This window comes from Corynebacterium sp. MSK310 (assembly GCF_030227355.1).
Lineage (GTDB): Bacteria > Actinomycetota > Actinomycetes > Mycobacteriales > Mycobacteriaceae > Corynebacterium > Corynebacterium rhinophilum.
The window spans coordinates 23,496-45,619 of the sequence record NZ_JASPFZ010000015.1 but is presented as its reverse complement, the minus strand read 5'-3'; the positions used below and the strand labels follow the sequence as shown (position 1 = coordinate 45,619).

Below are 22,124 nucleotides of genomic sequence, written 5' to 3'. Positions count from 1 at the left end.
CGAGGATACTGAAACCTCATACGAGGCCGCGCAGGGTGGCAAAGGCGTGGTGGACCAGCTCATCGCGTTCCCTTTTGCCGGGGGACCTGCCCAATTCGCAGCGCCTTTTCAGCTCTTGCTGGCAGGCATTGCCGGTGCTGCCGCACGCGGTCAAGATGATGGTGAGCTCGAAGGCCGAATATTCGGGGTAGCGCTCTTGAAAGGCAACGACGACACGGTGCGTGACGCTATCGAATTTCTTCTTTTCCTCGGCGGTGTGGCTGAGGTTTTCCATCGCCTCGCCGATCTTGAACAGGCTGTGCAGCGAGCGCAGCTCCATGTCTTCATTGTCTAGGGCATCAATGAGCGTTAATTCCAAGACCGAAGAGATGGGCTCGCCGGGAAAGGCGGTGGGAATATCCGCCGCGAATGCCTCGAGGACATCCGCGGTGTAGTGCAAGAGGGAATCTGCCACCGAGGAAAAATAATTGTGGAACGTGCGCGGGGAGACCCCGACGGCGTTGGTGATACCTGAGACCGTGACTGCCTCAGCGCCGCCGTCCAAGGCGAGGCGGGCCGCGGCATCAGACATGGCCTGCCGCGTTGCTCGCTTCTTGGATTCGCGCAAACTAGTCACGATGAACCTTTCCTACCTTGTCGTGCTGAAAGCGCATGAGTGCCTCGCGCTCCTTGTGAAGGGCTTCGCCCTCGATATCCATATTAGGCACGATCTTATTCAACCACTTGGGGAACCACCACGCCTTGTCTCCTAGGAGGAACATGGTGGCGGGGATGACCATCATGCGGATAACGAAGGCATCGATAAGCACGCCCATTGCCAGGGCGAAGCCCATGGTCTTAATGAATGGCTCGTCCATCAGGATGAATGCCGCGAAGACCGAAATCATGATGAGCGCTGCGGCCGTGACCACGCGCGCGCCGTGCTTAAAGCCATTCGAGGTTGCGTTGGCGGCGGTCTTGCCGCTGACGTAGCCCTCGCGCATGCGGGTGACCAAGAAGACCTGGTAGTCCATGGCCAGGCCAAAGGTTAGGCCGATGAGCATGATGGGCAGGAAGGATAGCAGCGGCTGCGGGTCGTTGACGAGGCCGAACATACCCTCTTGCCAGATGCCAACGGTGATGCCGAAGGTGGCGGCCACGGAAAGCCCGTAGCCCGCGGCGGCAATGAGTGGAACCCAAATGGAGCGGAAGACCAGCATCAAGACGATGAAGGCAAGGCCCAAGACGATGGCCACGTACGGTACGAGCACGCTACTCAGGCGCTCAGAAATATCGTCGAAGATCGGGGTGATGCCGGTAATGCCGTAGGAACCGCCGTCCTTAGAAAATTCGCCCTGATACTCGCGCAGGCGCTCCAAGGTCTCGGTGGTTTTCTCATCGGTTGCGCCGGTGGTCGGCGTGATCATGATCTGGGCGGCATCGCCATTGTCCGTGGTTTGGATGATTTGGGCGTTATCCACGCCCTCGGTGTCGTTGAACTTGTGGAGCAGATCCTGGAAGGCCGGCATGCGGTCTTGTTCGGAGACGTCTTCCACATTGACGAAGGCGATCATCGGGGCATTGCGGCCTGGACCAAAGGCCTCCTCGGACATCTCGTAGGCCTCACGCTGCGGGGTGCCGGGTTTAGCGGAGCCATCGGTAGGCATAGCCAGGCGCATATTCGCAAACGGGCTGGCCAGGATGGCAAGCACGATAACGCCTACGCCTAGGTGCAGCCACGGGTGGGCGCGCACGCGGCGGACCCAGCGCAGGCCCATGGTTGGCTTCTCGTCCTCGGGGTCTGAAACCTTGGGGCCGGGCACGCGTCCGGCGAAGATCTTGGTGCCCAGCAGGCCCAGCACGGCGGGGATAAAAGTATTGGCCACTAGAACGGCGATGACCACGGTGCCCGCGGCGGCAATAGCCATGGTGGACAGGAATGGAATGCCGATAATGGTTAGGGCCGCCAGGGCGATGACCACGGTGGTACCGGCGAAGACGACGGAGCCGCCGGCGGTGCCCAGCGCCATGCCCATGGCGTGAGCGCGGGTGCCCTTATCCATCTTCTTCAGTTCCTTGGCCAGTTCCTTTGGTGTCAGGTTATTCAGGCCCGAGGAGGTGATGAGCTCATTGCGGAAGCGGTTGACAATGAACAGGGCGTAGTCGATGCCCACGGCAAGGCCGATCATGGAGGCTAGCGTCGGGGTCATATCGGAGACGGTATCGGTAAAGATGGTGGCCAGCTGTACGCCGAGGATGCCGATGCCCACGCCGATGACGGCGGAAATCAGCGGCATGCCGGCAGCTACGAAGGAGCCGAAGGTCACCAGCAATACGATGGCGGCAACCACCATGCCGATAAGTTCGGCGCTGCCATTCATGCCAGCCTCGGCCATCGCAAAGGCATTGCCCTGGTACTTAACGGAGAGGCCTTCGCCGTCATGCTCGTGCAGGACATCCGTTACCGCAGCCATATCGTCATCGTTGATGTCCATGACATCAGCGGCATCGAAGGCGATGGTGACGGTGCCGGTGGTCCTATCCTCGCTCAGCGGGGAAAGCTGCTGCAGGTTCTTCGCAACCTGCTCTTCGGGTATGCCTTGGGCCCGCATCTGCTCGCCCATTTGCTTTTCCATGCCAGCGGCGGCGAGGACCGGGCTGACCAACTCATCCTCGTTCTTCAGCGCACCGGTGTCCTTGAGATCTTGGAGCAGCTTGTCGATGTCCCCGGCAACGGCATCATCGCTCAGCTCCTTGCCCGCAGGGGCCTGGATGACCACGGTGCCCTCTGGGGAGCTCATGGCATCGGTATCTTGATCGAAGTGCTCCATCATCTCTTCTTGAGTAGTGGTGGAGTCCATCTCTGGCATGGCGAAGTTGGGGTTCGGGGTTTTGGCAAAGCCGGCGGTGAGGCCGACCATCGCCACCAAGACGATGAGCCAGAAGGCGAGGAAGGGCCATACCGTGCGGTAGGACCAGCTTCCCAGCCGGTAGAGGAATCTGGACATGGTGAGCTCCTTTATGCGTGAGAGGTGTGGGCACTGCTTCTAAAACCTTGCATAGTCTATGCAATCTTGCGGAAATGGTGCAAAATAAGGTGCAGGTAGGCATAGTAGCTCTTTAATGTGACCTATAACCCAGCCCAGCCCAGAGTGCACAGGGTGGCGCGAAGGATAGGTAGACTATCGCGCATGATTCACGCGGTAAGTTTCGCCCTCTTGGATTCGGTCAATGCCTTGCTCATTGGCATCCTCGTGGCCATCGGCATCATGCTCCCGCGCGGGAAGTACCGCTGGATTGCCGGCCTAGTCATCCTGGGCGATTGGTTGGGAGTTCTTACCGCCGCGGCCGTGGTCATGTTCGTCCTATTGGGCGTGCGCGAACAGATAGCGGCCATTTTGGAGTCACCGATTGCCGGCGGCATCCTCATCATCGTCGGCATCGCCCTGGCCTTTGCCGCCTGGCATTCCCAGGGAAAACCCAATGCCTTGATCGGGCGCATGCTGCAACCACTGCGCAGGCCTTCTATCACCACCGTGCTTATCGGGTTCGTGATGGGCGTGGTGCAATCGCTGACCTCCGTGCCGTTTTATTTTGGCCTCATGTTCTTAGCCACCGAGGATCTGTCGCTCGCCGCCCAATACGGCGGCCTTCTGTGGTACGCCACCCTGGCGCTTTCCCTGCCGGTGGTGTGCGGACTTTTCATCGCCGTGGTGCGCGCCCACCCAAACTCAGCTGCGGGCCGAGTCTTTGCGGCGGCGCGCGAAAACAGCACGCGGGTTGCGCTCATCAGCGGCTATGTAGTTGCCGCCTTCCTTATCATCATGGGTGTCGTGAACCTATAGGGATGCGCTAGTCAAAGTAGACATCATCAAGCGCGAGCTCAGAGGCAGATTGCTGTTGTGCAAGGTCCACGTAGCGCGCGGCGTGTGGGATAAACGCCGCGGACTGCTCGGCGGAAAGCTCGCGACGCACGGTGGCCGGGACGCCGGCGGCCAAGGAACGGGCCGGGATTTCCGCGCCCTCGCGCACCAGCGCGCCGGCGGCGATGAGTGAACCGGGCCCGATGGTGGAGCGAGATAGCAGGGTAGCGGACATGCCCACCAGGCTGCCAGCGCCCACATGGGTGCCGTGGAGCATGGCCATGTGGCCTACCGTGACATCGTCTTCAAGGATGCACGGTGCCTCCCGTTCCACGTGGATAACGCTATTGTCTTGAATATTGCACCGGCTGCCAATGCGGATGGGGCCGACATCGCCGCGCAGCACGCAGCCATAAAATACGGAAGAATCTGGGCCGATTTCCACATCACCAATGATGGTGGCATTCGGCGCGATCCACGCGCTGCGGTGGATGCGCGGGCGCGCGCCTTGGAAGGGATAAATAGGCATTATTCCACCACCACCGCGAGGCTGGGGGACAGCTCGAACTCGCTGGGGGCATCGGCAAGCGATGCCCCTGCAAGCTCGGCCTGAGAAAGCGCGCTCGCCAGCGTCGGCGTGATGGGGATGATCCAGCCGTGCTTGGGATCTTTGACCGGCAGCACATCCTTCGTTACGGCGGGAAAATGCGCCGTGGTGGTGGGGGAGATAAGGGTCGCGGACTCGCGCGAACCGGCGAGCTCAGCAAGGGCCCGCGCGCCCTGCTGGCCGGTGATAATGATGATCAGCTGGCCGGCGGTCCTAATATCTAGCCGGTCTACCTGCACGGTCGTCGCGACGGAATCAGGCCGCGCCAAGTGCGGCGCCCCATTCCCGGTAAGTTTGGCAAGAGCGTCCAATAATCCCATAGCGTTCAAGTCTAGCCGCGCAGCCAGGAAGCGGGGTTGACCGCCGTAACATCGCCGCGCGTATTATGGGAGACCATGATTGATGCCAGCAACACCGCCCTTGTTATCGAAGGCGGCGGAATGCGCAATTCCTATACCGCCGCCTGCATAGTCAAACTCATCCAAGAAAACGTCACCTTTGGATGGGTAGGCGGAGTATCTGCCGGCGCCTCTCACACGGTCAATTACCTCTCGCACGATGCCAAGCGCGCGGAGGAATCCTTCACGGATTTTGTCAATAACCCCAGCTTTGGCGGCGTGGGCTCGTTGGTGCGCGGCAATGGCTATTTCAATGCGGAATATATCTATGAGCGCTCCGCGGATAAGGATATGCCCTTTGACTGGGATGCGTACCGCGAACATCCAGCGGATATGGTGCTTGCCGCCGCGCGGGCCGATACCGGCGAATCCGTGTATTGGACCCGCGATGATGTGAAGGAACCAGAAGATCTGTATGTGCGGGTGCGCGCCTCCTCTACGCTGCCGCTGCTTATGCCCATTCGCATCATCGATGGCTCGCCCTATGTGGACGGCGCCTTGGGCTCGTCCGGCGGCATTACCATCGAGCAGGCGGAAGAGGCTGGCTACGAGAAATTCCTCTTCATCGGCTCCAAGCCGCGCGGATATGTCCGCCCCGAGGTAGCGCGCCCGGCGATTACCCGCCGCATCTTCCGCAAGTACCCCGCTATTGCCGATGCCCTCATTGGCCGCCCGCCCATCTATAACGCGGCCAAGGACCGGCTCCTCGAGCTAGAGCGCCAGGGCAAGGCGCAGCTGTTTTTCCCGGAAGATATGCAGGTGGCCTCTACCGAGCGCAATGTGGATAAGTTGCGCGCGAATTACCAGGCCGGCAAGGCGCAAACCCATGCCGAGTGGCCAAAGTGGAAAGAATTCCTGCTGGACTAGCTCACCTCTGGGCCGTGGTGTGAGATCGCCCTCCTGATTCTTTGTGGCATCAGGAGGGATAATCGCGTGCGCTTTACTAATGGCGGTATTCGGTGCAAGGTGCCAAGCTTTTTCAGCTAGCTAAATCGCGCCAAGCTCCTAAGATTGCACAGCGTGTTAGCGATTTTTGATGGCAATATTTGGCTGAGCATTTTCTTCATGATCGTGCTCGGCACGCTTTTTGGCATGATTCCCTTTGGCCCGCTGCGCTTCGGCGCGGCGGGTACCCTTTTTGTCGGCTTAGCCTTCGGGTCCTTTATTGATCTGGATGACAATATCCTTAGTTCCTTGCAGAAGCTGGGTTTGGGCCTCTTTATCTATATGCAGGGGCTCTCTGCCGGCGAGGCCTTCTTCAAGGGCTTTTCTACCCAGCTAAAGCACATGTTGCTCGCCACTGTGGCGGTAATAGCCGCGGCGGCCGCGGCGCTGGGCATAGGCAGCCTCATGGGGCTATCGCCGCTGGCGGTGACCGGCGTATTCTCCGGCGCGACGACGTCCACGGCATCGCTGGCCGTGGCCCAGCAGCAATCCGGCGAGGAGCTGCCCGCCGTGGGCTATTCCTTGGCCTATCCAGTCGGCGTGGCCGTGGCCATCCTCCTCGTGGCATTCATCCTGCGGCATAGTTGGCCCGCGCAGAAGGACCAGGACCACTCGGCGGAAAAGATTTTCCGCTCGCGGACGATTAAGGTCACCCGCGATATTTCCTATGCCGAGCTGCGCGAGAAATTCGCGGATCATTTCATCATCGCCACCATCCGCCGCGGCCGCGATATCGACGTGCCGGGCGATAACCCAGAATTGCACCGCGGCGATGTCCTGCGCGTGCTGGTGACCAAGGCAAAAGCTAAGGAGCTTACGGATGCCCTGGGAAAGCGCCAGCCCCAAACCCCGTTTGTGGATAAGCGCCTGGTCAATGAGACCGTGGCCATTTCCAATGAGGATATTGAGGGCCGCAAGGTCAAGGAGTTAAACCTCTTTTCGCGCTACGGCGCGCGGATTGTGCGGGTGCGCCGCGGCGATGAGGAATTCCTTGCCACCAATGAAACCCACCTTGAATCCGGCGATGACCTAGAGATCGTGGTCAAGCATGACCGCCTGGGTGATGTTCGCGATTATTTTGGCGATTCCGTGACCGCATACTCGCAGCTTAATTGGGTAGCACTCGGCGGTGGGCTGACCATCGGCTACCTGATTTCCCTCATCGTGATTCCTCTGCCCGGTGGTGCGTCCTTCGAGCTCGGGTTCGCGCTGGGCCCACTGATCACCGGCCTAGTCCTCGGCGCCCTGCACCGCACCAGCCGCATTCCGTGGCAGATCCCGTCTCCGATTAATACTGCATTTCAGCAGTGGGGGCTTGCCATCTTCTTGGCCTCAGTAGGCCTGTCCTCCGGCGAGGCCTTTGTGTCCACCGCCTTTTCTTGGATGGGGCTGAAATCCATGGTGCTGGCCGCGATCATCGCCGTTATCATCATTGGGATTTTCGCGGTGGCCAGCCGTTTTATGGGGCAATCCGAAACCCGCACCTCCGGCGGAATTTCCGGCCTCTTTGGCCAGCCCGCGGTGGTCAATTACGCCACGGGCGCCAGCTCGGATTCGCGAATACTTACCGGCTATACCTCCACCATCGTGGTGGCGCAGTTCATGAAGATCGTGGTCATCCCGGTCATGCTGCTCTGACGGGGCAGCCGCTCTATTAATCCGCAACCAAGGTCTCCATGGTCAGCTCTGGGTGTTCCTTCTCAATGAAGGCGAGCTTCCACTTATCGCCAAATAGGGCGATGAGCTCGCCGTCCTGGCGGGTGAAGATCTCCACGCCGCGCTGGCGGCCGAGTTCCGGTGCGGATTCGGCATCGGTGCGCCGCGCCACGGAGTAGGGGATGGGCTCGGTGACGGTTTCGACGTTGTACTCGAATTCCATGCGGGCCTGCATGACCTCGAACTGCATGGGGCCGACCGCCGCCATGACCGGGGAAGCATCACCGCGCGCATCGTTGCGCAGGACTTGCACTACGCCTTCGGCCGAGAGCTGTTCCAAGCCCTTGCGGAAGGCCTTGTACTTGCCCAGCGATTTCGCGCGCAAGATGCGGAAGGCCTCCGGGGCGAATTGGGGCATGGGCTTGAACTGCACCTTTTTGCCGGAATAGATGGTGTCACCGGGTGCTAGCGAGCCCGCGTTGACGAGGCCCACGATATCGCCTGGGTAAGCGGTATCCACGGTATCGCGGGTGCGGCCAAAGACCGTCAGCGCATACTTGGTGGAAAAACTGCGGCCGGATTGGGCGTGGTTGACCTGCATTCCGCGCTCGAATTCGCCGGAGACCACGCGCATAAACGCCAAGTTGTCGCGGTGTTTTTGGTCCATGCCCGCCTGCACCTTGAAGACGACGCCGGAGAAGTCATCGGCTACCTCGCGGACCTCATCGATAGCGCTGGTGGCTGCCTCCACGGCCTTGGGATCGGATTCGCGGGAATGCGGCGCCGGGGCGATGGCACACAAGGTATCCAGGATCTGGTGGACACCGAAGTTCAGCATGGCCGAGGCGAAGATGAGCGGGGAGGTCACGCACTGCTCAAAAAGTTCTTGATCGTGCAGGGCGCCATCGGCAGCAAGCAGCTCGGCTTCCTCTACCGCGGTTTCCCACACATCCTCTTCCTTTTCTTCTGCGGCGGCAGGATCGTAGTGCTCTTCCGGCGCGATGGTGGAACCACCGGCGGTGCGGATGAAGTGGATGTAGTTATCGGCCTCGCCGTCATCATTGATGTGGGCCAGGCCGCGGAAATCGCCCGCGATGCCCACCGGCCAGTACAGCGGGGTGGGCTGCAACTGGATTTCGTTTACGATCTCATCAACGAGCTCGAGTGGCTCGCGGCCCACGCGGTCCCACTTGTTGATCACCGTGACGATGGGCAGCCCGCGCGCCTTACAAACGCGGAAGAGCTTGAGGGTTTGTGGCTCGAGGCCCTTGGCGGCATCGATAAGCATCACTGCGGCATCTACCGCGGTGAGCACGCGGTAGGTATCCTCCGAAAAGTCCGCGTGACCTGGGGTATCAACCAGGTTGATCATATAAGGCTCGCCCTCGTGTCCCTCCGGGGCGTATTCAAACTGCAGCGCGGACGAGGCGACGGAGATGCCGCGGTTTTTCTCCATGTCCATCCAGTCAGACACGGTGGACTTGCGGTTGCCCTTGCCGTGGACCGCGCCGGCCTCATTAATCACGTGCGCATGCAGCGCCAGCGCCTCCGTCAGCGTGGACTTACCGGCATCCGGGTGGGCTATAACGGCGAACGTGCGGCGGCGCGAGGCCTCAAAAGCGACAGAACTCATGCGCCATAGTCTAGTGGTTTCCCGCTACCACTCCACATTGAGGCGGCGGCCCAGATCCTCAAAGACGCGGTGTGCCACAGAGGTATTCTTCGCAATCGGGCGCTGCATGCCCAGCGTGCGTTTATTATTGTAGTATTCCCCGGACTGAAAATGGATGCCCTCGGTGCCGGTGAGGAAGTAGGCCAAGTTCTCGCCGCCGGCCTCTGCGGTGCCAAAGGCCTTGCCGATGACCCCGGAGTACAACTTGCCGGTCAGCCCCTTAGAGGACTTGCCAAACTCGGTGGCTAAAACGCCTGGGTGAAAGGACACCGCGTTGATGCCGTGGGCATCGATAAAGCGGGCGAGCAAGATATCCGCTAGCTTGGCATTGCCGTATGCGCGCTCTGGGCTGAAATGCTCCAGCGTATTGGGATCCGCCGGATCGAAATTTGAGATCAGCATATTGGCCAACGACGCCGTATTGACCACGGTGGCGCTACTATCGCGCAGCTTTTCTTGCAACAGAGATGTCAAAAGGAAAGGTGCGACGACATTGACCTGCCACGTGCGCTCGAACCCATCAGCGGTCATGGTAGGGCCATCGAAGATGCCGCCGGCATTATTGCCCAAGGCATCGATGCGCTCTAGTTGTTGCAGGTCATCAGCCAGTTGGCGGACCTCAGCAAGCGATTCGAAATCGGCGAGGAAATACTGCCCGTCCACTTCCTGTGCAACGGCCTTGGTCTTGTCCGGATTGCGGCCGATGATGACGAGGTTATCCTGCGGGCGGGTGCGGTGAATCTGCCGGGCGGCTGCGGCACCAATGCCTGACGATGCCCCGGTGATCACGATGGTCCTAGCAGCGGAGTACGGCGAAGTCATAGGCTAGATTCTAGCTATGGACGCGACATCCGTCCGCGACATTCGTTCGTGATATTTGTCCGCGGCGTCGCGCCGCACAGTTCCGCGTGGGGCTGGACAGGTCTATACTTCCGGCTTGTGAAGCGCCTGCTTTTTCTGCGGCAATGGGGACCAGCGCGGCTAACCGCCACCGGGTTTCTACTGCTCATCCTGATAGGAACGGTTTTGTTATTGCTGCCGTTCGCCGAGGCGGGAGATTCCCGCGCCTCGTTTTTATCCGCACTTTTTACCGCGACCTCCGCGGTTTCGTTGACCGGGCTGGTCGTGGTTGATACCGGCAGTTTCTGGAGTCCAGCCGGGCAAGTGGTCATCTTGGCCCTTATCCAACTGGGCGGTTTGGGGATTATGTCGCTGGCCTCGCTATCCGGCCTGCTTTTAACCGGCCGGATTAGCTTTAAGGCGCGCAAGACCGGCGCCTATGAAAGCCGGCCCATCCTCGCCGGTGGCATCCGCCGCACCCTGATTTTTACCTTCGCCTTTACCGCGGTGGTAGAAAGCATTATCGCTGTGGCGGTCACCGCGCGCCTGATGGTGGGCTACGGGCATTCCTTCCCGCGGGCGTTATGGGAGGGCATCTTTCATGCCATTTCGGCGTTCAATAACGCTGGGTTTAGCACCAATAGCGATAACCTCGTGCCGTTTGTGGGCGATGCCTGGATACTAATGCCGCTGGCCGGAGCGGTCATTGGCGGCGGGCTGGGTTTTCCAGTCTGGGCGGAATTGATGCGCCACCTGCGGCGCGGGTCGGAGGCGACGCGTCGCATCTCTATTACCGCGCGGATGACGCTGGCGGCAACCGGCGTGCTCATTGTGGCCGGCACGATATTTTTTGCCTTGACGGAGTGGAATGGCGTACTGGCACCGATGGCGTGGGGCGACAAGCTCCTCAACTCGTTCTTTGCCAGCGTATCCCCGCGCACGGCCGGTTTTAATACCTTTGACTACGGCGAGGTCCACCCGGTGACGCTCATGGGCACCGATATCTTGATGTTTATCGGCGGCGGCTCGGCCGGTACCGCCGGCGGCATCAAGGTCACCACCGCGTGCGTGCTATTGGCCGCCATGGCCGCTGAGTTCTTGGGCAAGGAAAAGACCTCCATCTACCACCGCAGCCTTCCCCATAGTGTGACCCGACAGGCGCTAGCATTGAGCTTTGCTGGCGTGCTGGTGGTGACCCTGGGCGTGGCGGCACTGCGCTTTTTCGACCCGCAATTTAGCGGTGATCAGGTCTCCTTTGAGGTCATGTCCGCCTTTGCCACCGTGGGCCTATCCACCGGGATTACCGCCAGCTTGTCCGCACCCTCACAAATCGTGCTGTGTTTCATCATGTACCTGGGCCGCGTTGGTCCAACCACCCTGGTAGCAGCGTTGGCGGCCAAGAACCTCAGTCGCCGCTATAGCTACCCCGAAGAAAGGCCCTTCATTGGCTAGCATTTTTAAGGCGTTGGGCCACTCCCGCGCCACCCTCGACATTGCCCCGGTCGTCGTCATTGGCTTGGGGCGGTTTGGCTGCTCCCTGGCTAGCGAGCTCATGGGTCATGGGGTAGAGGTCCTCGGCATCGATTCCGATGAGAAAATCGTGCGCGAACGAGCGCCCCATTTAACCGAGGCCATTTCGGCCGATACCACCGATCCGGCGGCGCTGCGCCAGCTGGGCATCGACGAGGTGGAGCGAGTCATCGTGGGCATCGGCTCGCACCTGGAGGCGTCTATCCTCACTGTCTCAAACCTGGTGGAGCTGGGTGTCAAGGATATTTGGGCCAAGGCCAATTCGGAGGCCCACGAGCGCATCCTGCGCCAGATTGGCGCCCACCACGTCATCCGCCCCGAGCGCGATACCGGCCGCCGCGTGGCCTACCTCTTGGGCGGGCGCTTCCGCGACTTTGCTGAGATCGCCCCGTACTACGGCGTGACGCAAATGGCCGCGCCCTCCTCGGTCACGGGCCGCCCGCTCGATCTGGGCGAGGTTTGGCGCACCCACCACGTGCAGTTGGTCTCAGTCTGCCAGGCGGAGGGTGCTTGGGCCCCGCTTGCCGATGCCACCCAGCTCGCCCCCACCGACTTCATCGTCGCCGCCGGCAGCCCACAGTCGCTGGAGAAATTTTCCCAGTCCTAGCGCGAATGAATGCGGTTTTGCGCTTGTACGAGCCCGTGCGTGGCGATGAGCCGGGCGGCTTCGGCGGCGGACGCAATGGCGGTATCGAAGCCGGGGCCGGCATCGACAGGCGCTAAGACATAATCCGGAATCGACGAACCCTTCGGCGGGCGCGCAATGCCAATGCGCACGCGCACATAATCCCGCGTGCCCAGGTTGTGCGTCAGCGATTTCAGCCCGTTGTGCCCATTTTCATTGCCGCCTTGCTTTAGTCGAATTTTATTGGCAGGCAGATCTAGTTCATCGTGAATGACGATGATGTGGTCCGCCGCAATGCCCAAAGCCTGCGCCAGCGGGGCAATCGGATCACCAGAGAGGTTCATAAACGTCGTCGTGCGCACCGCCAGTACGCGGGTATCGCCCCAGCACAGCGGGGCTACCTCGAGGTCCATCCCGCGCACCGGCTCGAGCACGTCGCCGCCTTGGGCCAGCACATCGTCCACGGCCATGTATCCCACGTTATGGCGCGTGGCGGCGTATTTCGCGCCGGGGTTGCCCAGGCCAATGATGAGCCAGTCTGCCTCCAACTCGGCCGGATCCAGCCCCTGCTGCGCTGGCGAGGGACCGCCGAAAACCCGGGCAATAAAATCTGTCAAAGCTGCCACGAATGCGCCTTTCTAGCTCGGTACAGTAGTTTCCTATGAGCCAGGTTATTCAATCTTTGCGACGAACCGTAATACCAGCGCCCATGGCGGGCGGGCCTACCACCGTGGATCTGGTGCGCGCTGCGCATCAGGCCGGCTCCTTTGGCACCCTGGGGCTCGGGTCTGCCAGCGTGGACTCCGCCCGCAGCCAGATCGATGCCTGCGCCGGCACCCCCTTCGGGGTGAACCTGTTTTGCCCGCAGGATCCATTAACACCCGAGCAATTGGCCGCCGCCGCGGAACTGGCCGCGGCCGAAGGTGCCACGCTGCCGGATCCCGATTATTCCTTCGGCTTCCATGACAAGCTCGAGCTGGCGCTCCAGGGCGGCGCGCGCGTCGTGTGGTCCATGTTCGGCACCTTTGACTCTGAGCAGCTTGCCCGCATCCACGCCGCTGGTGCCGAGGCTTGGACCACCGTCACCACGCCCGACGAGGCCCGCGCCGCCGCCACGCTGGGGGTGGACGCGCTGTGCATACAAGGGCCCGCTGCCGGCGGGCACCGCGGCACGTGGGACCGCACGGCGCTTCCCGATGATCGACCCCTCCCAGATCTCATCGCCGCCGTCCACGAAGCCGTCCACGCCGTCGCACCGAGCATCCCGCTGATTGCCGCAGGTGGGCTGCGCACGGCAAGCGACGTAACCCAGGTATTAAGCCTGCCCGGCGTGGTTGCCGCTTCGTGCGGCTCTGCCTTTTTGCTGACTAAAGAAGCCGGAACCAGTGACTACAACCGCAAGCTTCTCCAGCGCGGCGGGGCCACCGTATCCACCCGCGCCTTTTCCGGGCGGCATGCGCGCGGCTTGGAAAACGACTACACCCGCGCCCACCCCGATGTACCCCCGGTATATCCCATGCTTAATTCCGTGCTCAAGGAACGCCGAGCGCAGCACGATGACGCCGTGGCCTACTGCCTCGTAGGTGAGCCGGCCGCCAAAATCCGCGGGGGTAGTGTCGCAGACATTCTGGACTCCCTATGCCAAAACAAACACTGATACACGCTAAAATTTGGGGCGAAGATTGCTAGCCACCCCCGAAATAGAAATGGATGGAGCCTCGTGACTGCGAACGCACATATTGGACATGATGACTGGAACGAGCGCCTCGAATTGGCGCAACAGATGATTCCCCTCATCCACCAACTGCACCGCAATAACAACGTCGTCGCCACCATCTTCGGCCGCCCGCTGGTGGGGCAGACCGATATCGACATCATCAAGTCCCACCGCTACGGACGCCGCATTGCCCAGCGCCAGCTCTCCACGGCAGAAACCCTGCCCATCCTGTCCGAGTTAGCGGATATGAACCTAAGCTCCGCGTCCATCGACGTCGGGCGCCTCCTCTTGGGCTTTGAAGAGTCGGGCGAAGATGACCTGCGCCGCTACCTCGAAGATGAACTCACGGAAATCGTCGGTGCCGGCGAGGACATCGACCCAACCGATGTTGTGCTCTACGGCTTTGGCCGCATCGGCCGCCTCCTTGCCCGCATCCTCGTCGCCCGCGAAGCCGCTTACGGCGGCGTGCGCCTGCGCGCGATCGTGGTGCGCAATAAGGGCGAAGGGGACATCATCAAGCGCGCCAGCCTTCTGCGCCGCGATTCTGTCCACGGTGCTTTCAACGGCACCATCAGCGTGGACGAGGAAGAACAGGTTATCTGGGCCAATGGCACGAAGATTCAGATGATCTACGCCAACGACCCAGCCACGATCGATTACACCGAATACGGTATCAACAACGCCGTGCTGGTAGATAACACCGGTGTTTGGCGCGATAAGGAAGGCCTGTCCCAGCACCTTAAGGCCAAGGGAGTGGCCCGCGTGCTGCTGACCGCACCGGGCAAGGGAGATATTAAAAACATCGTCTTTGGCATCAATGATTCCGCCATTACCGATGACGATAAGATCCTCTCCGCCGCATCGTGCACCACCAACGGCATCACCCCGGTGCTCAAGGTCATCAATGACCGCTACGGCGTGGCGCACGGCCACGTGGAAACCGCGCACTCGTTTACCAATGACCAAAACCTCATTGATAACTACCACAAGGGCGAGCGCCGTGGCCGCGCCGCTGGCCTGAACATGGTGCTTGCCGCCACCGGTGCTGCCAAGGCCGTGGCCAAGGCCCTGCCTGAGTTCGAAGGCAAGCTGACCGGTAACGCCATCCGCGTTCCCACCCCGGACGTGTCCATGGCGGTGCTTAACCTGGAGCTGGAGCAAGAAGTCGACCGTGATGAGGTCAATGACTTCCTGCGCAATGTCTCCCTGCATTCGGATCTGCGCCAGCAGATTTCCTACATTGCCTCCCCAGAGGTCGTCTCTAGTGACTTCGTGGGCAATACCAATGCCGGCATCGTTGATGGCATCGCCACCATTGCCTCCGGCAAGCACTTGGTGCTCTACGTCTGGTACGACAACGAGTTCGGTTACTCCAACCAGGTCGTTCGCATCGCTGAGGAGATTGCCGGTGCTCGCCCGCGTGTTTACCCGAAGCGCAAGCACATCGACGAGCTCTAAGTCGGCGGTCCTGGGCTTGAGCTGTTGAACCCTCGAACGCCCTCTTCCCCCTCCTAAATCACGGGGGTGAGGCGATGGGGAGGGCAGGGGAGGGGGACGGAGCTTTCGGTGCGGGAGGCCGCTATCGCCTACCGCTGGTGGACCTGGTTCTGCGCGGCCCCGGGCGCTGTTGGGCCGAGGGGTCGGCCGCCACTCGGTCCCGATTCGCGTGGGGGTCCCTATGTGGATTGTCAATAGTCAGGCGAGACTTTCACGTACATCGTATGGGGGTAGCCATGACTGATCGCCGGGCCGCATCGTGCGGGCCGGCGGTGATCAGCGCAGCGGCCTACGCAGCCGTGGCGATGGTTCTAGCAGGGATTTCTCGGAAGAACTCACACCGAGTCAACAGGGCATAGATGACGTTGCAGCGGCTCCGGGCAAGCCACATCACCGCGGCATTGTGTTTCTGTCCTTCAGCCCGTTTACGCAGGTAGTAGTCGCGCGATGCGGGATGGCAGTTCGACGCGATCCACGCCGATCGAAACATCGCGTTTTTCAACTGTTTATTGTCGGCCTTGGTGGGAAACTCGCCGCGGGCCGACGTACCCGACTGCCGGGTGGTCGGCGCGATGCCGGCGTAAGCGGCCAAGTGCGCGGCGTCGGCGAAGTCCTGGCAATCGCCGATGGACAACAAGATGCTAGAGGCGGTCTCGATGCCTACGCCGGGCATCGACATCAAGACCTGGGTAAGAGAGAACGATTCGAGCATCTCCTCGACTTGTCCGGCGATCGTGTCGCGCTGTGCTAGAAGCGCTTTGATGTTCGCCGCCAGCTGGGGAATGACCAATTCTGCTGCCGCAGTGCCGGGTACCGTGACAGTTTGCTCGGCAAGGGCGGCGAAAATTGCGTCAACCAGGGAAGCAGGATCCTTCTTGGCGCGGTTGCGCATCCACTTCAGGACCCGGCCTCGACCTGCGGCGGCCAGTTTTGTCGGACCTTCGTAGTGGATGAGCGAGTCCAGCACCAGCGTGCGCGAGAGAATCTCGCCTGCAAAGACGCGCTCGAGTGCGGGGTGAATCTGTGTGAGCACGCTGCGAAGGCGGTTTTTCGTTCGGGTGGCGTCTTTGGCGATGTCATCGTGGAATCCGGCGAGCATCTTCAGCGCTGCTAGTGTCTCGTCGTCGCGGTCGACTGCCCGCAGTGTGTGCGGCATGGTGCGGGCGGTGTCGGCGATGATGAATGCATTCCGGCGGCGGTTTTTGATCGTCCAGGGTAGAGATCGGCTGCTTTTCGCATGGCTAGGTCGGGGAGGTCTCCGACCGTGCAACCGCAGTCGCGGGCCACGGCGATGGGCAGGGCGCCGATCGTGTTGGGTTGATCGATGACCATGAGAACGCTGCCGTGGGCTTGCATGGACGCGAAGATTTCGCGCCGTGCGGCTTCGTCTTGGGGCAGTGGTTTGTCGTAAATTCTCTCGCCGGTGTTGGTCAGCGCGCAGGCATGGTGGCCGGTTTTGCCGACGTCGAGGCCGATGATGATTTCGGGTGTTGTGGACGGTTCCATGGTGGTGTCCTTCTGTTGCGGCTGGTCGCCGGTGTCTTGGACATCCGTTGCAGGCACCCACGTTACGACGAGACCTCTGTTTGGTCCGTGTCCCTATTAGCTGTCAGCGGTTGTCCCCGGTGTCCGGTGGCAACACCCCCGGATTATGGAAATGTTCACGCAGATAAGCCATACCGGGCCCGTTGACCGCGCCCCGTGAGGGGCACCATCACGGTAACGGGGGTGAGGGGGTAAGGTCAGTAAATTGAGCCTTGCGTAATGCGATAAGCATTGCCTAACCTAATACTGGTTCAGGTGGTGTTCCCGATCGGGAATCGGCAACGGAAGCGAGGCGGCGACGATGAACGGAAAACGTGGATCGACCGGAGAACCCCTCTCCGGAGGGGGAGCCGGGGACGCGGTGGCGTCGCAGACGGATGACGGGCGGTTGGTGCACGTCGCACCGGTCGCAGCGGGTGGCCGACCATCCACCCGCGACATGCTCGTCGCCGCCGCGATTGGCGTCGCGGGGTCTCTCATCATCGTGCCCCTGACTTACCTGCAGGTGTTTGCCGGCATCGCCCACGTTTATCTCGTCGCGGCGACGCTCGGGTTGTGGTTCCTGCAGTGCGTTGTTCCCCTCATCGTCGTCCGCAAGCCTGGCGCGAGCCTCATCGCATGCCTTGCCATGGGCGTCGTGTCCGCGGCGACCACCCCATTCGGCGTCGCCGCAATCGGGGCGCTGATTGTGGAAGGATTGCTCATCGAGCTTCCGTTCATGGTCACCCTGTACCGGCGGTGGACGCGTCCCCAGTTCGTGGCATCGGCGATGTTGTTTTCCGCGCTGATGGGAACGATGGCCCCGCGCGCAGTCGGCGTCGACTCGCTGACCACGCCCATGGCCCTGATCAGCTTCGCCGTAGCCTTGGCATCGAGCCTGGTGTTTTTGGTCCTGGGCTTTGCCGTCGCAAAGGGGCTTCGCAGCCGCGGGGTCACCCGGTGACCGCCGGAGCACCCGCGTGCGCCGGTGCGACACGCGGGACGGCCCCGGCCCGGTTACGGGTTAGTGGCGCGGGCGTGCGGCATGCCGATGGGCGATGGGCACCCGACATGGTGGATCTCTCCTTCGATTTCGGCACGATCAACGCCATCACGGGACCCGTGGGATGCGGAAAGACGAGCCTGGCCCACCTTATCGCTGGACTGATCCCCTCGCACATCCCCATCGACCATGCCGGATTCGTGCACATCGTCGATGCCGACGGCACCGAACGCCCCGTGGACGGGGACCGGGTCACCTTCGTCGGGCAAGACCCGGCGACGCAGGTGCTCACGCTCCGAGTCGTCGATGACGTGTCCATGGCCCTCGAGTTTTCCCTCGTGGAAGCCGGCATCGTCGCCAAGCGATCAGCCGAGGCCCTATCGGAGCTCGGGCTGTCAGAGCTCGCGGAGAAGGATCCGTGGGCTTTGTCGGGTGGGCAACGCCAGCGGATGGCCATCGCCGGTGCGGTGGCCAGGGCGCCGGAGGTCATGATCTTCGACGAGCCCGCGGCCCACGTCGACGAGGACGGTCGCCGGTCGCTGTTCGCCGCCATCCGTGATTTGCGGGCCCCGGGTCGCGTCATCCTGCTCATCGAGCACGACCTCCGCCCGTTCGACGGGTGGGTCGACACGGTGACAATCCTCGATGCGGACGGGAGCGTCGCCGCGCACGGAGCGCCGGAGGGCATCGCGGTGAAGGGCATTGCGACGTCGGCCGCGACCGCCGGAGCGCCGGACGCCAGTACGCCGGGCACGGGGGCACCGGACCGTCTCAGTCCGGACCGGCGGCGAAGGCCCCGGGGAGCCGGGGATGGCGCCGATCCGGAATCGGAGGCGGACGCCGTTCCACTGCTGGCCTTGACCGGAGCCCATGTGGCCCGGGGCAGGGAGCGGATCCTGAACGGGGCCGATCTGACACTGGAACGGGGCGAGATCCATGCCTTGGTCGGCACCAACGGAGCCGGTAAGTCCACCTTGCTGGCGGTGCTGTCGGGCCAGATGAAGGCGGGAGCGGACCTCCGGATCGACGGCGAGCCAGCCCGGCGCGCCCCCGACGCCTTCGCGTCGTGGGCGTTCCAGAACCCCGAGCACCTGTTCACTCGCGCGACCGTCGCCGCGGAAATCGACTCCGCGCTGGCCGGCACGGACCCGCACGGGCCACTCGGCGCCGATGAGCTGCGGAAACTGCGGGAAGCCCTGTGCCCCCGGGCACTTGACCCCGTCTCGCCGTTCGTCCTGTCGGGCGGACAGAAAAGACGGTTGGGCATCTTCCTGGCGGTGGCGGCCAATCGCCGTTTGCTGCTTCTCGACGAGCCGTTGGCGCACCTGGATTCGCCGAGCTCGCGCATCGTGCTGGATGCGCTGGCGGAATACGCCGGGGCCGGCGGAACCGTTGTGTTCACGTGCCACGACCGCCGTGTCGCGCGAACGTGGGCGGATCGGGCGAGCATCGTCGCCGAAGGGAAGGTCGCCTGGTCCGGTCCCGCGACCGACGTGCCGGCTGCCCCGGAGTCGTCCCGGCGGGATCGCGCACTGCCCGCGGTGGGCGCACGGACGTTCGGGGACGAAAGCCCCTGGACCGGTGAATCCGACGCTCGGAGGCGCGCGGGGTTGAACGCCATCACGATCGTCGCGGCGGTGATGCTCGTCCTCGTCGCCGGGCTGCTCTCCGGCGGAGACGGCGTTCTCGCGCTGACGGGGGTTGCGTTCCTCGCACTCGCTGCGATCGCGGAACGCGACGTTCGGGCGACGGCGGGGAAGGTCCTCCTCGTCCTGTTGATCGGGGTGTTCTTCGGCCTGCTCGGGTGGCGCTCCGAGTTCTACGGCGGTGGGGATCCGGCGGAGGCCGTCCGCCACGGCATCCATCACGGACTGCTGCTGACGGCCGTGTTCGCGGGGACGGTCCTGGTCTCCGCGTGCATGCGCGTCGAGGAGCTTTTCGACGCCATGGTGCAACGCCTCCGGGTTCCCTACACATGGTGCACCATAGCGATTTCCGGGGTGAGCATCGCGGCGTTCCTGCGCAGCGAAATCCCCCATCTGACATGGGCGATTAGATTGCGCTCGATGCGACCGGGGCAGTCTTTCCGCTCCGGCTTCATTCGCGCGACGACGCCCGCGTGCATCGCCTTTCCCTTGTTCGTCAGCGCCGTGCGCTGCGCCGAAAAGCTGTCCCTGACCCTGGCGATGCGCAACTTCGGCCGTCATCCGCGGCGCACCTTCCGCACCGATCACCCCTGGCGAGTGCGTGACGGGTTCGCGGCCGCAGCGTCCGCCGCGGCCTTCGTCGCCGCCCTGGTGTCCGCAGTGACTTGACGGGCACCCGGAACCGGCGGGTCCCGGGCCCGCGAGCGTTTCCGAGCTTGTGCGGAGACGCGCCCCACCCAGTTGCTTCACCCTTTCAACCCTTCAGACACATCCTCCGGGTCACGCCATGCGGGCCCGGTCCGCCCGGCACCGGCATGGCGCCGACAACCGAAAGAGGTACCAATGAACACGATCCGGACCATCAGCGACGTGCTTCGGGACAAGGCCGATGAGACGAAAAAGGGGATCACCTTCGTCGAGAATCGGCGGGACGTCTTCGTCCCGTATGGCCGGGTCCACGCGGAGGCGGTGGCGGCTGCGACTCGGTTGGCTGAAGCCGGCATCGGCCCCGGCGATCGCGTGATCTTCCAAGTTTCGGAGAACCGCGGGCTCATCCGGGCGTTCTGGGGCTGCGTCTACGCCGGCGCGGTTCCGGCGCTTGCGCCGCCGGTGTCGGGCCCGGTTGACGTCGACAGGGTGCGGACGCTCTCGGACATGATGCCCGGGGCCCCGATCCTGGTCGACGAACGCAGTCACACGCTGCTCACCGGCGCAAACGGTGCCGTGGTCGTGGGCGAGGACCGGCTGCTCGACGTGTCCATCGTCAATGACGCTGCCGCGGACCCGGGTGCGGCGATGCCGGGTGATGCTGAATCGGACTTCTCCCAGGCGGGGGACGTGGATTCCGGGGATGGCGACGGGGCGGTCCCCGCGTTCCCGGTGCGAGGTGGGACGGCCGGCGAAGCCCTCATCCAGTTTTCGTCCGGCTCCACGGGATCGCCAAAGGGCGTCATCGTAACCAACGAGTCCGTGCTGAACGGTCTGCGCGCGACGATCCCACGCCACGCGCACCGGTACGAGAACAAGATGCTCACGTGGCTGCCTTTGACCCACAACCTTTCGCTGATCGGTTTCCACGTCTACGCCCTTTTTCGTGGGTACGACCAGGTGTTGCTGCCGGTTTCCGAGGTGGTCGCCGATCCCCCGAGGTGGTTCGAGGCCGTGACCAGGCACCAGCCGACGGTGACAGTGTGCCCGAACTTCGCGTTCAAGCATTTCCTGCGCCATCTCGAGCGCCGGCCCCTCGGGGATGACCACGGTTACGACTTCTCCAACGTCCAGAAGCTGATGAGCGGTTCTGAACCCATCGACGCTCCATTGGCCCGGAAGTTCCTCGTGGCGATGTCCGCCATGGGCCTCCGGGAGGATGCCCTGACCTCCGCCTACGGAATGTCCGAAGCTTGCCTCCTGGTTACGACCCGGGACATCTACTCGGGTCTGTCCACGGTGCGACTTGACCGGACGGGCATCGCCACGGGGCAGCGTTTCGAGGACATCGAGAGCGAGTCCGGAGCTGAGTTCGTCGCCTTGGGCAAGGCCGTCCCGGGGATCTCGTTGACCATCCGCGATGACGGGGGCGGGGTCCTCGGCGACGGCACCGTCGGTGAAATCCACATCGCCGGCGCTCCGATGACCCGAGCCGCGATCACAGCAGAGGGGATCGTGGAGCACGAGCTCACCGATGACGGGGCGTTCGCAACGGGGGACATGGGCATTCTCCGCGACGGCGAGTTGTTCGTCCTCGGCCGGAAGAAGGACATCATCTTCGTCAACGGCCGGAACTACTATTCGGCTGATTTGGAAGCCGTGCTGGAGAATGCGCTTGACCGCGATGTTGCCGTTCTCGGCCGGAGCAACCCAGCCACGGGCGAAGAGGAGATCGCCGTGTTCTTGGCCAGGCGGACCCCGACCGATCGTAAGGCCGACGATGCGACCGGTGCCGGGCGATCGGACGGGGATGAACCTCCGATCTCTGAACAGGCGGTGGCCCGGTCCGCGACGACCGAACTGATGCGCGTCGCCGGGGTGCCCGTCTCCCGGGTTCTGTGGGTCGACGAGCTGCCCGTCGCGTCGAACGGCAAGAAGCTCCGCCGCAAGCTCGAGGCTTTGCTCTGAGGAGAT

The 22,124-nt window shown here is 62.5% G+C and carries 17 protein-coding genes and 1 pseudogene; 10 read left to right on the top strand and 8 right to left on the bottom strand.

From position 1 onward, the window contains the following. Window positions 1–16 precede the first annotated feature (16 nt). Entirely contained in the window at window positions 17–616 is a 600-nt protein-coding gene (locus QP891_RS10090) for a TetR/AcrR family transcriptional regulator (RefSeq protein WP_284771075.1), read from the bottom strand. Next, window positions 609–2,987, bottom strand: a complete 2,379-nt coding sequence (locus QP891_RS10085; protein WP_284817052.1) for an MMPL family transporter — start codon at window positions 2,985–2,987, stop codon at window positions 609–611. The genes QP891_RS10090 and QP891_RS10085 overlap by 8 nt, the downstream gene beginning before the upstream one ends. A gap of 183 nt (window positions 2,988–3,170) precedes the next feature. On the opposite strand from QP891_RS10085, the gene QP891_RS10080 reads away from it, so the two are divergent. Beyond that, entirely contained in the window at window positions 3,171–3,824 is a 654-nt protein-coding gene (locus QP891_RS10080) for a hypothetical protein (RefSeq protein WP_284771076.1), read from the top strand. A 7-nt stretch (window positions 3,825–3,831) separates the two neighbouring features. Here QP891_RS10080 and QP891_RS10075 read toward each other — a convergent pair whose 3' ends face one another. Together QP891_RS10075 and QP891_RS10070 are read right to left on the bottom strand one after the other, a co-directional pair. Continuing rightward, window positions 3,832–4,371 carry a gamma carbonic anhydrase family protein gene (locus QP891_RS10075; protein ID WP_284771077.1) on the bottom strand — a complete coding sequence of 180 codons (540 nt, stop codon included), beginning with the start codon at window positions 4,369–4,371 and terminating at the stop codon, window positions 3,832–3,834. Further along, window positions 4,371–4,769 (bottom strand): hypothetical protein, encoded by a 399-nt coding sequence (locus tag QP891_RS10070; RefSeq protein ID WP_284771078.1) that lies wholly within the window; start codon window positions 4,767–4,769, stop codon window positions 4,371–4,373. Before QP891_RS10070 ends, QP891_RS10075 begins: the two co-directional genes overlap by 1 nt. A 75-nt stretch (window positions 4,770–4,844) precedes the next feature. Here QP891_RS10070 and QP891_RS10065 point away from each other — a divergent pair, with 75 nt between their 5' ends. Together QP891_RS10065 and QP891_RS10060 are read left to right on the top strand one after the other, a co-directional pair. Next, a complete protein-coding gene (locus QP891_RS10065; protein ID WP_284771079.1) occupies window positions 4,845–5,714 on the top strand; it encodes a patatin-like phospholipase family protein in 870 nt (289 codons plus the stop codon). A 153-nt stretch (window positions 5,715–5,867) separates the two neighbouring features. Beyond that, a complete protein-coding gene (locus QP891_RS10060) occupies window positions 5,868–7,430 on the top strand; it encodes an aspartate-alanine antiporter-like transporter (protein ID WP_284771080.1) in 1,563 nt (520 codons plus the stop codon). Between the two features lie 16 nt (window positions 7,431–7,446). Here QP891_RS10060 and QP891_RS10055 read toward each other — a convergent pair whose 3' ends face one another. Then, complete coding sequence (locus tag QP891_RS10055; protein WP_284771081.1) at window positions 7,447–9,081, bottom strand: peptide chain release factor 3; 1,635 nt, start codon at window positions 9,079–9,081, stop codon at window positions 7,447–7,449. 24 nt (window positions 9,082–9,105) lie between these two features. Beyond that, entirely contained in the window at window positions 9,106–9,942 is an 837-nt protein-coding gene (locus QP891_RS10050) for an SDR family NAD(P)-dependent oxidoreductase (RefSeq protein WP_284771082.1), read from the bottom strand. A gap of 117 nt (window positions 9,943–10,059) precedes the next feature. On the opposite strand from QP891_RS10050, the gene QP891_RS10045 reads away from it, so the two are divergent. After that, window positions 10,060–11,412 (top strand): TrkH family potassium uptake protein, encoded by a 1,353-nt coding sequence (locus tag QP891_RS10045; protein ID WP_284771083.1) that lies wholly within the window; start codon window positions 10,060–10,062, stop codon window positions 11,410–11,412. Continuing rightward, complete coding sequence (locus QP891_RS10040) at window positions 11,405–12,097, top strand: potassium channel family protein (protein ID WP_284771084.1); 693 nt, start codon at window positions 11,405–11,407, stop codon at window positions 12,095–12,097. Before QP891_RS10045 ends, QP891_RS10040 begins: the two co-directional genes overlap by 8 nt. On the opposite strand, the gene pth is transcribed toward QP891_RS10040, so the two are convergent. Next, window positions 12,094–12,741, bottom strand: a complete 648-nt coding sequence (gene pth, locus QP891_RS10035) for an aminoacyl-tRNA hydrolase (protein ID WP_284771085.1) — start codon at window positions 12,739–12,741, stop codon at window positions 12,094–12,096. The genes QP891_RS10040 and pth overlap by 4 nt on opposite strands. Window positions 12,742–12,776: 35 nt before the next feature. Here pth and QP891_RS10030 point away from each other — a divergent pair, with 35 nt between their 5' ends. Both QP891_RS10030 and QP891_RS10025 read left to right on the top strand, forming a co-directional pair. Further along, on the top strand, window positions 12,777–13,772 hold the full coding sequence (locus QP891_RS10030; RefSeq protein WP_284771086.1) for a nitronate monooxygenase: 996 nt from the start codon (window positions 12,777–12,779) through the stop codon (window positions 13,770–13,772). 63 nt (window positions 13,773–13,835) lie between these two features. Continuing rightward, on the top strand, window positions 13,836–15,290 hold the full coding sequence (locus tag QP891_RS10025; protein ID WP_284771087.1) for a glyceraldehyde-3-phosphate dehydrogenase: 1,455 nt from the start codon (window positions 13,836–13,838) through the stop codon (window positions 15,288–15,290). A gap of 328 nt (window positions 15,291–15,618) precedes the next feature. On the opposite strand, the pseudogene QP891_RS10020 reads toward QP891_RS10025, so the two are convergent. After that, window positions 15,619–16,835: pseudogene (locus QP891_RS10020) on the bottom strand (IS110 family RNA-guided transposase). 340 nt (window positions 16,836–17,175) lie between these two features. On the opposite strand from QP891_RS10020, the gene QP891_RS10015 reads away from it, so the two are divergent. The 3 genes from QP891_RS10015 (at window position 17,176) to QP891_RS10005 (ending at window position 22,118) form a co-directional block, all read left to right on the top strand. Continuing rightward, on the top strand, window positions 17,176–17,817 hold the full coding sequence (locus QP891_RS10015; RefSeq protein ID WP_070732999.1) for an ECF transporter S component: 642 nt from the start codon (window positions 17,176–17,178) through the stop codon (window positions 17,815–17,817). 107 nt (window positions 17,818–17,924) lie between these two features. Then, complete coding sequence (locus QP891_RS11990) at window positions 17,925–20,171, top strand: ATP-binding cassette domain-containing protein (RefSeq protein ID WP_284817051.1); 2,247 nt, start codon at window positions 17,925–17,927, stop codon at window positions 20,169–20,171. 174 nt (window positions 20,172–20,345) lie between these two features. After that, window positions 20,346–22,118, top strand: coding sequence for an AMP-binding protein (locus tag QP891_RS10005; protein WP_284783401.1), 1,773 nt, complete (start codon window positions 20,346–20,348; stop codon window positions 22,116–22,118). The last annotated feature ends 6 nt before the right edge of the window (window positions 22,119–22,124 follow it).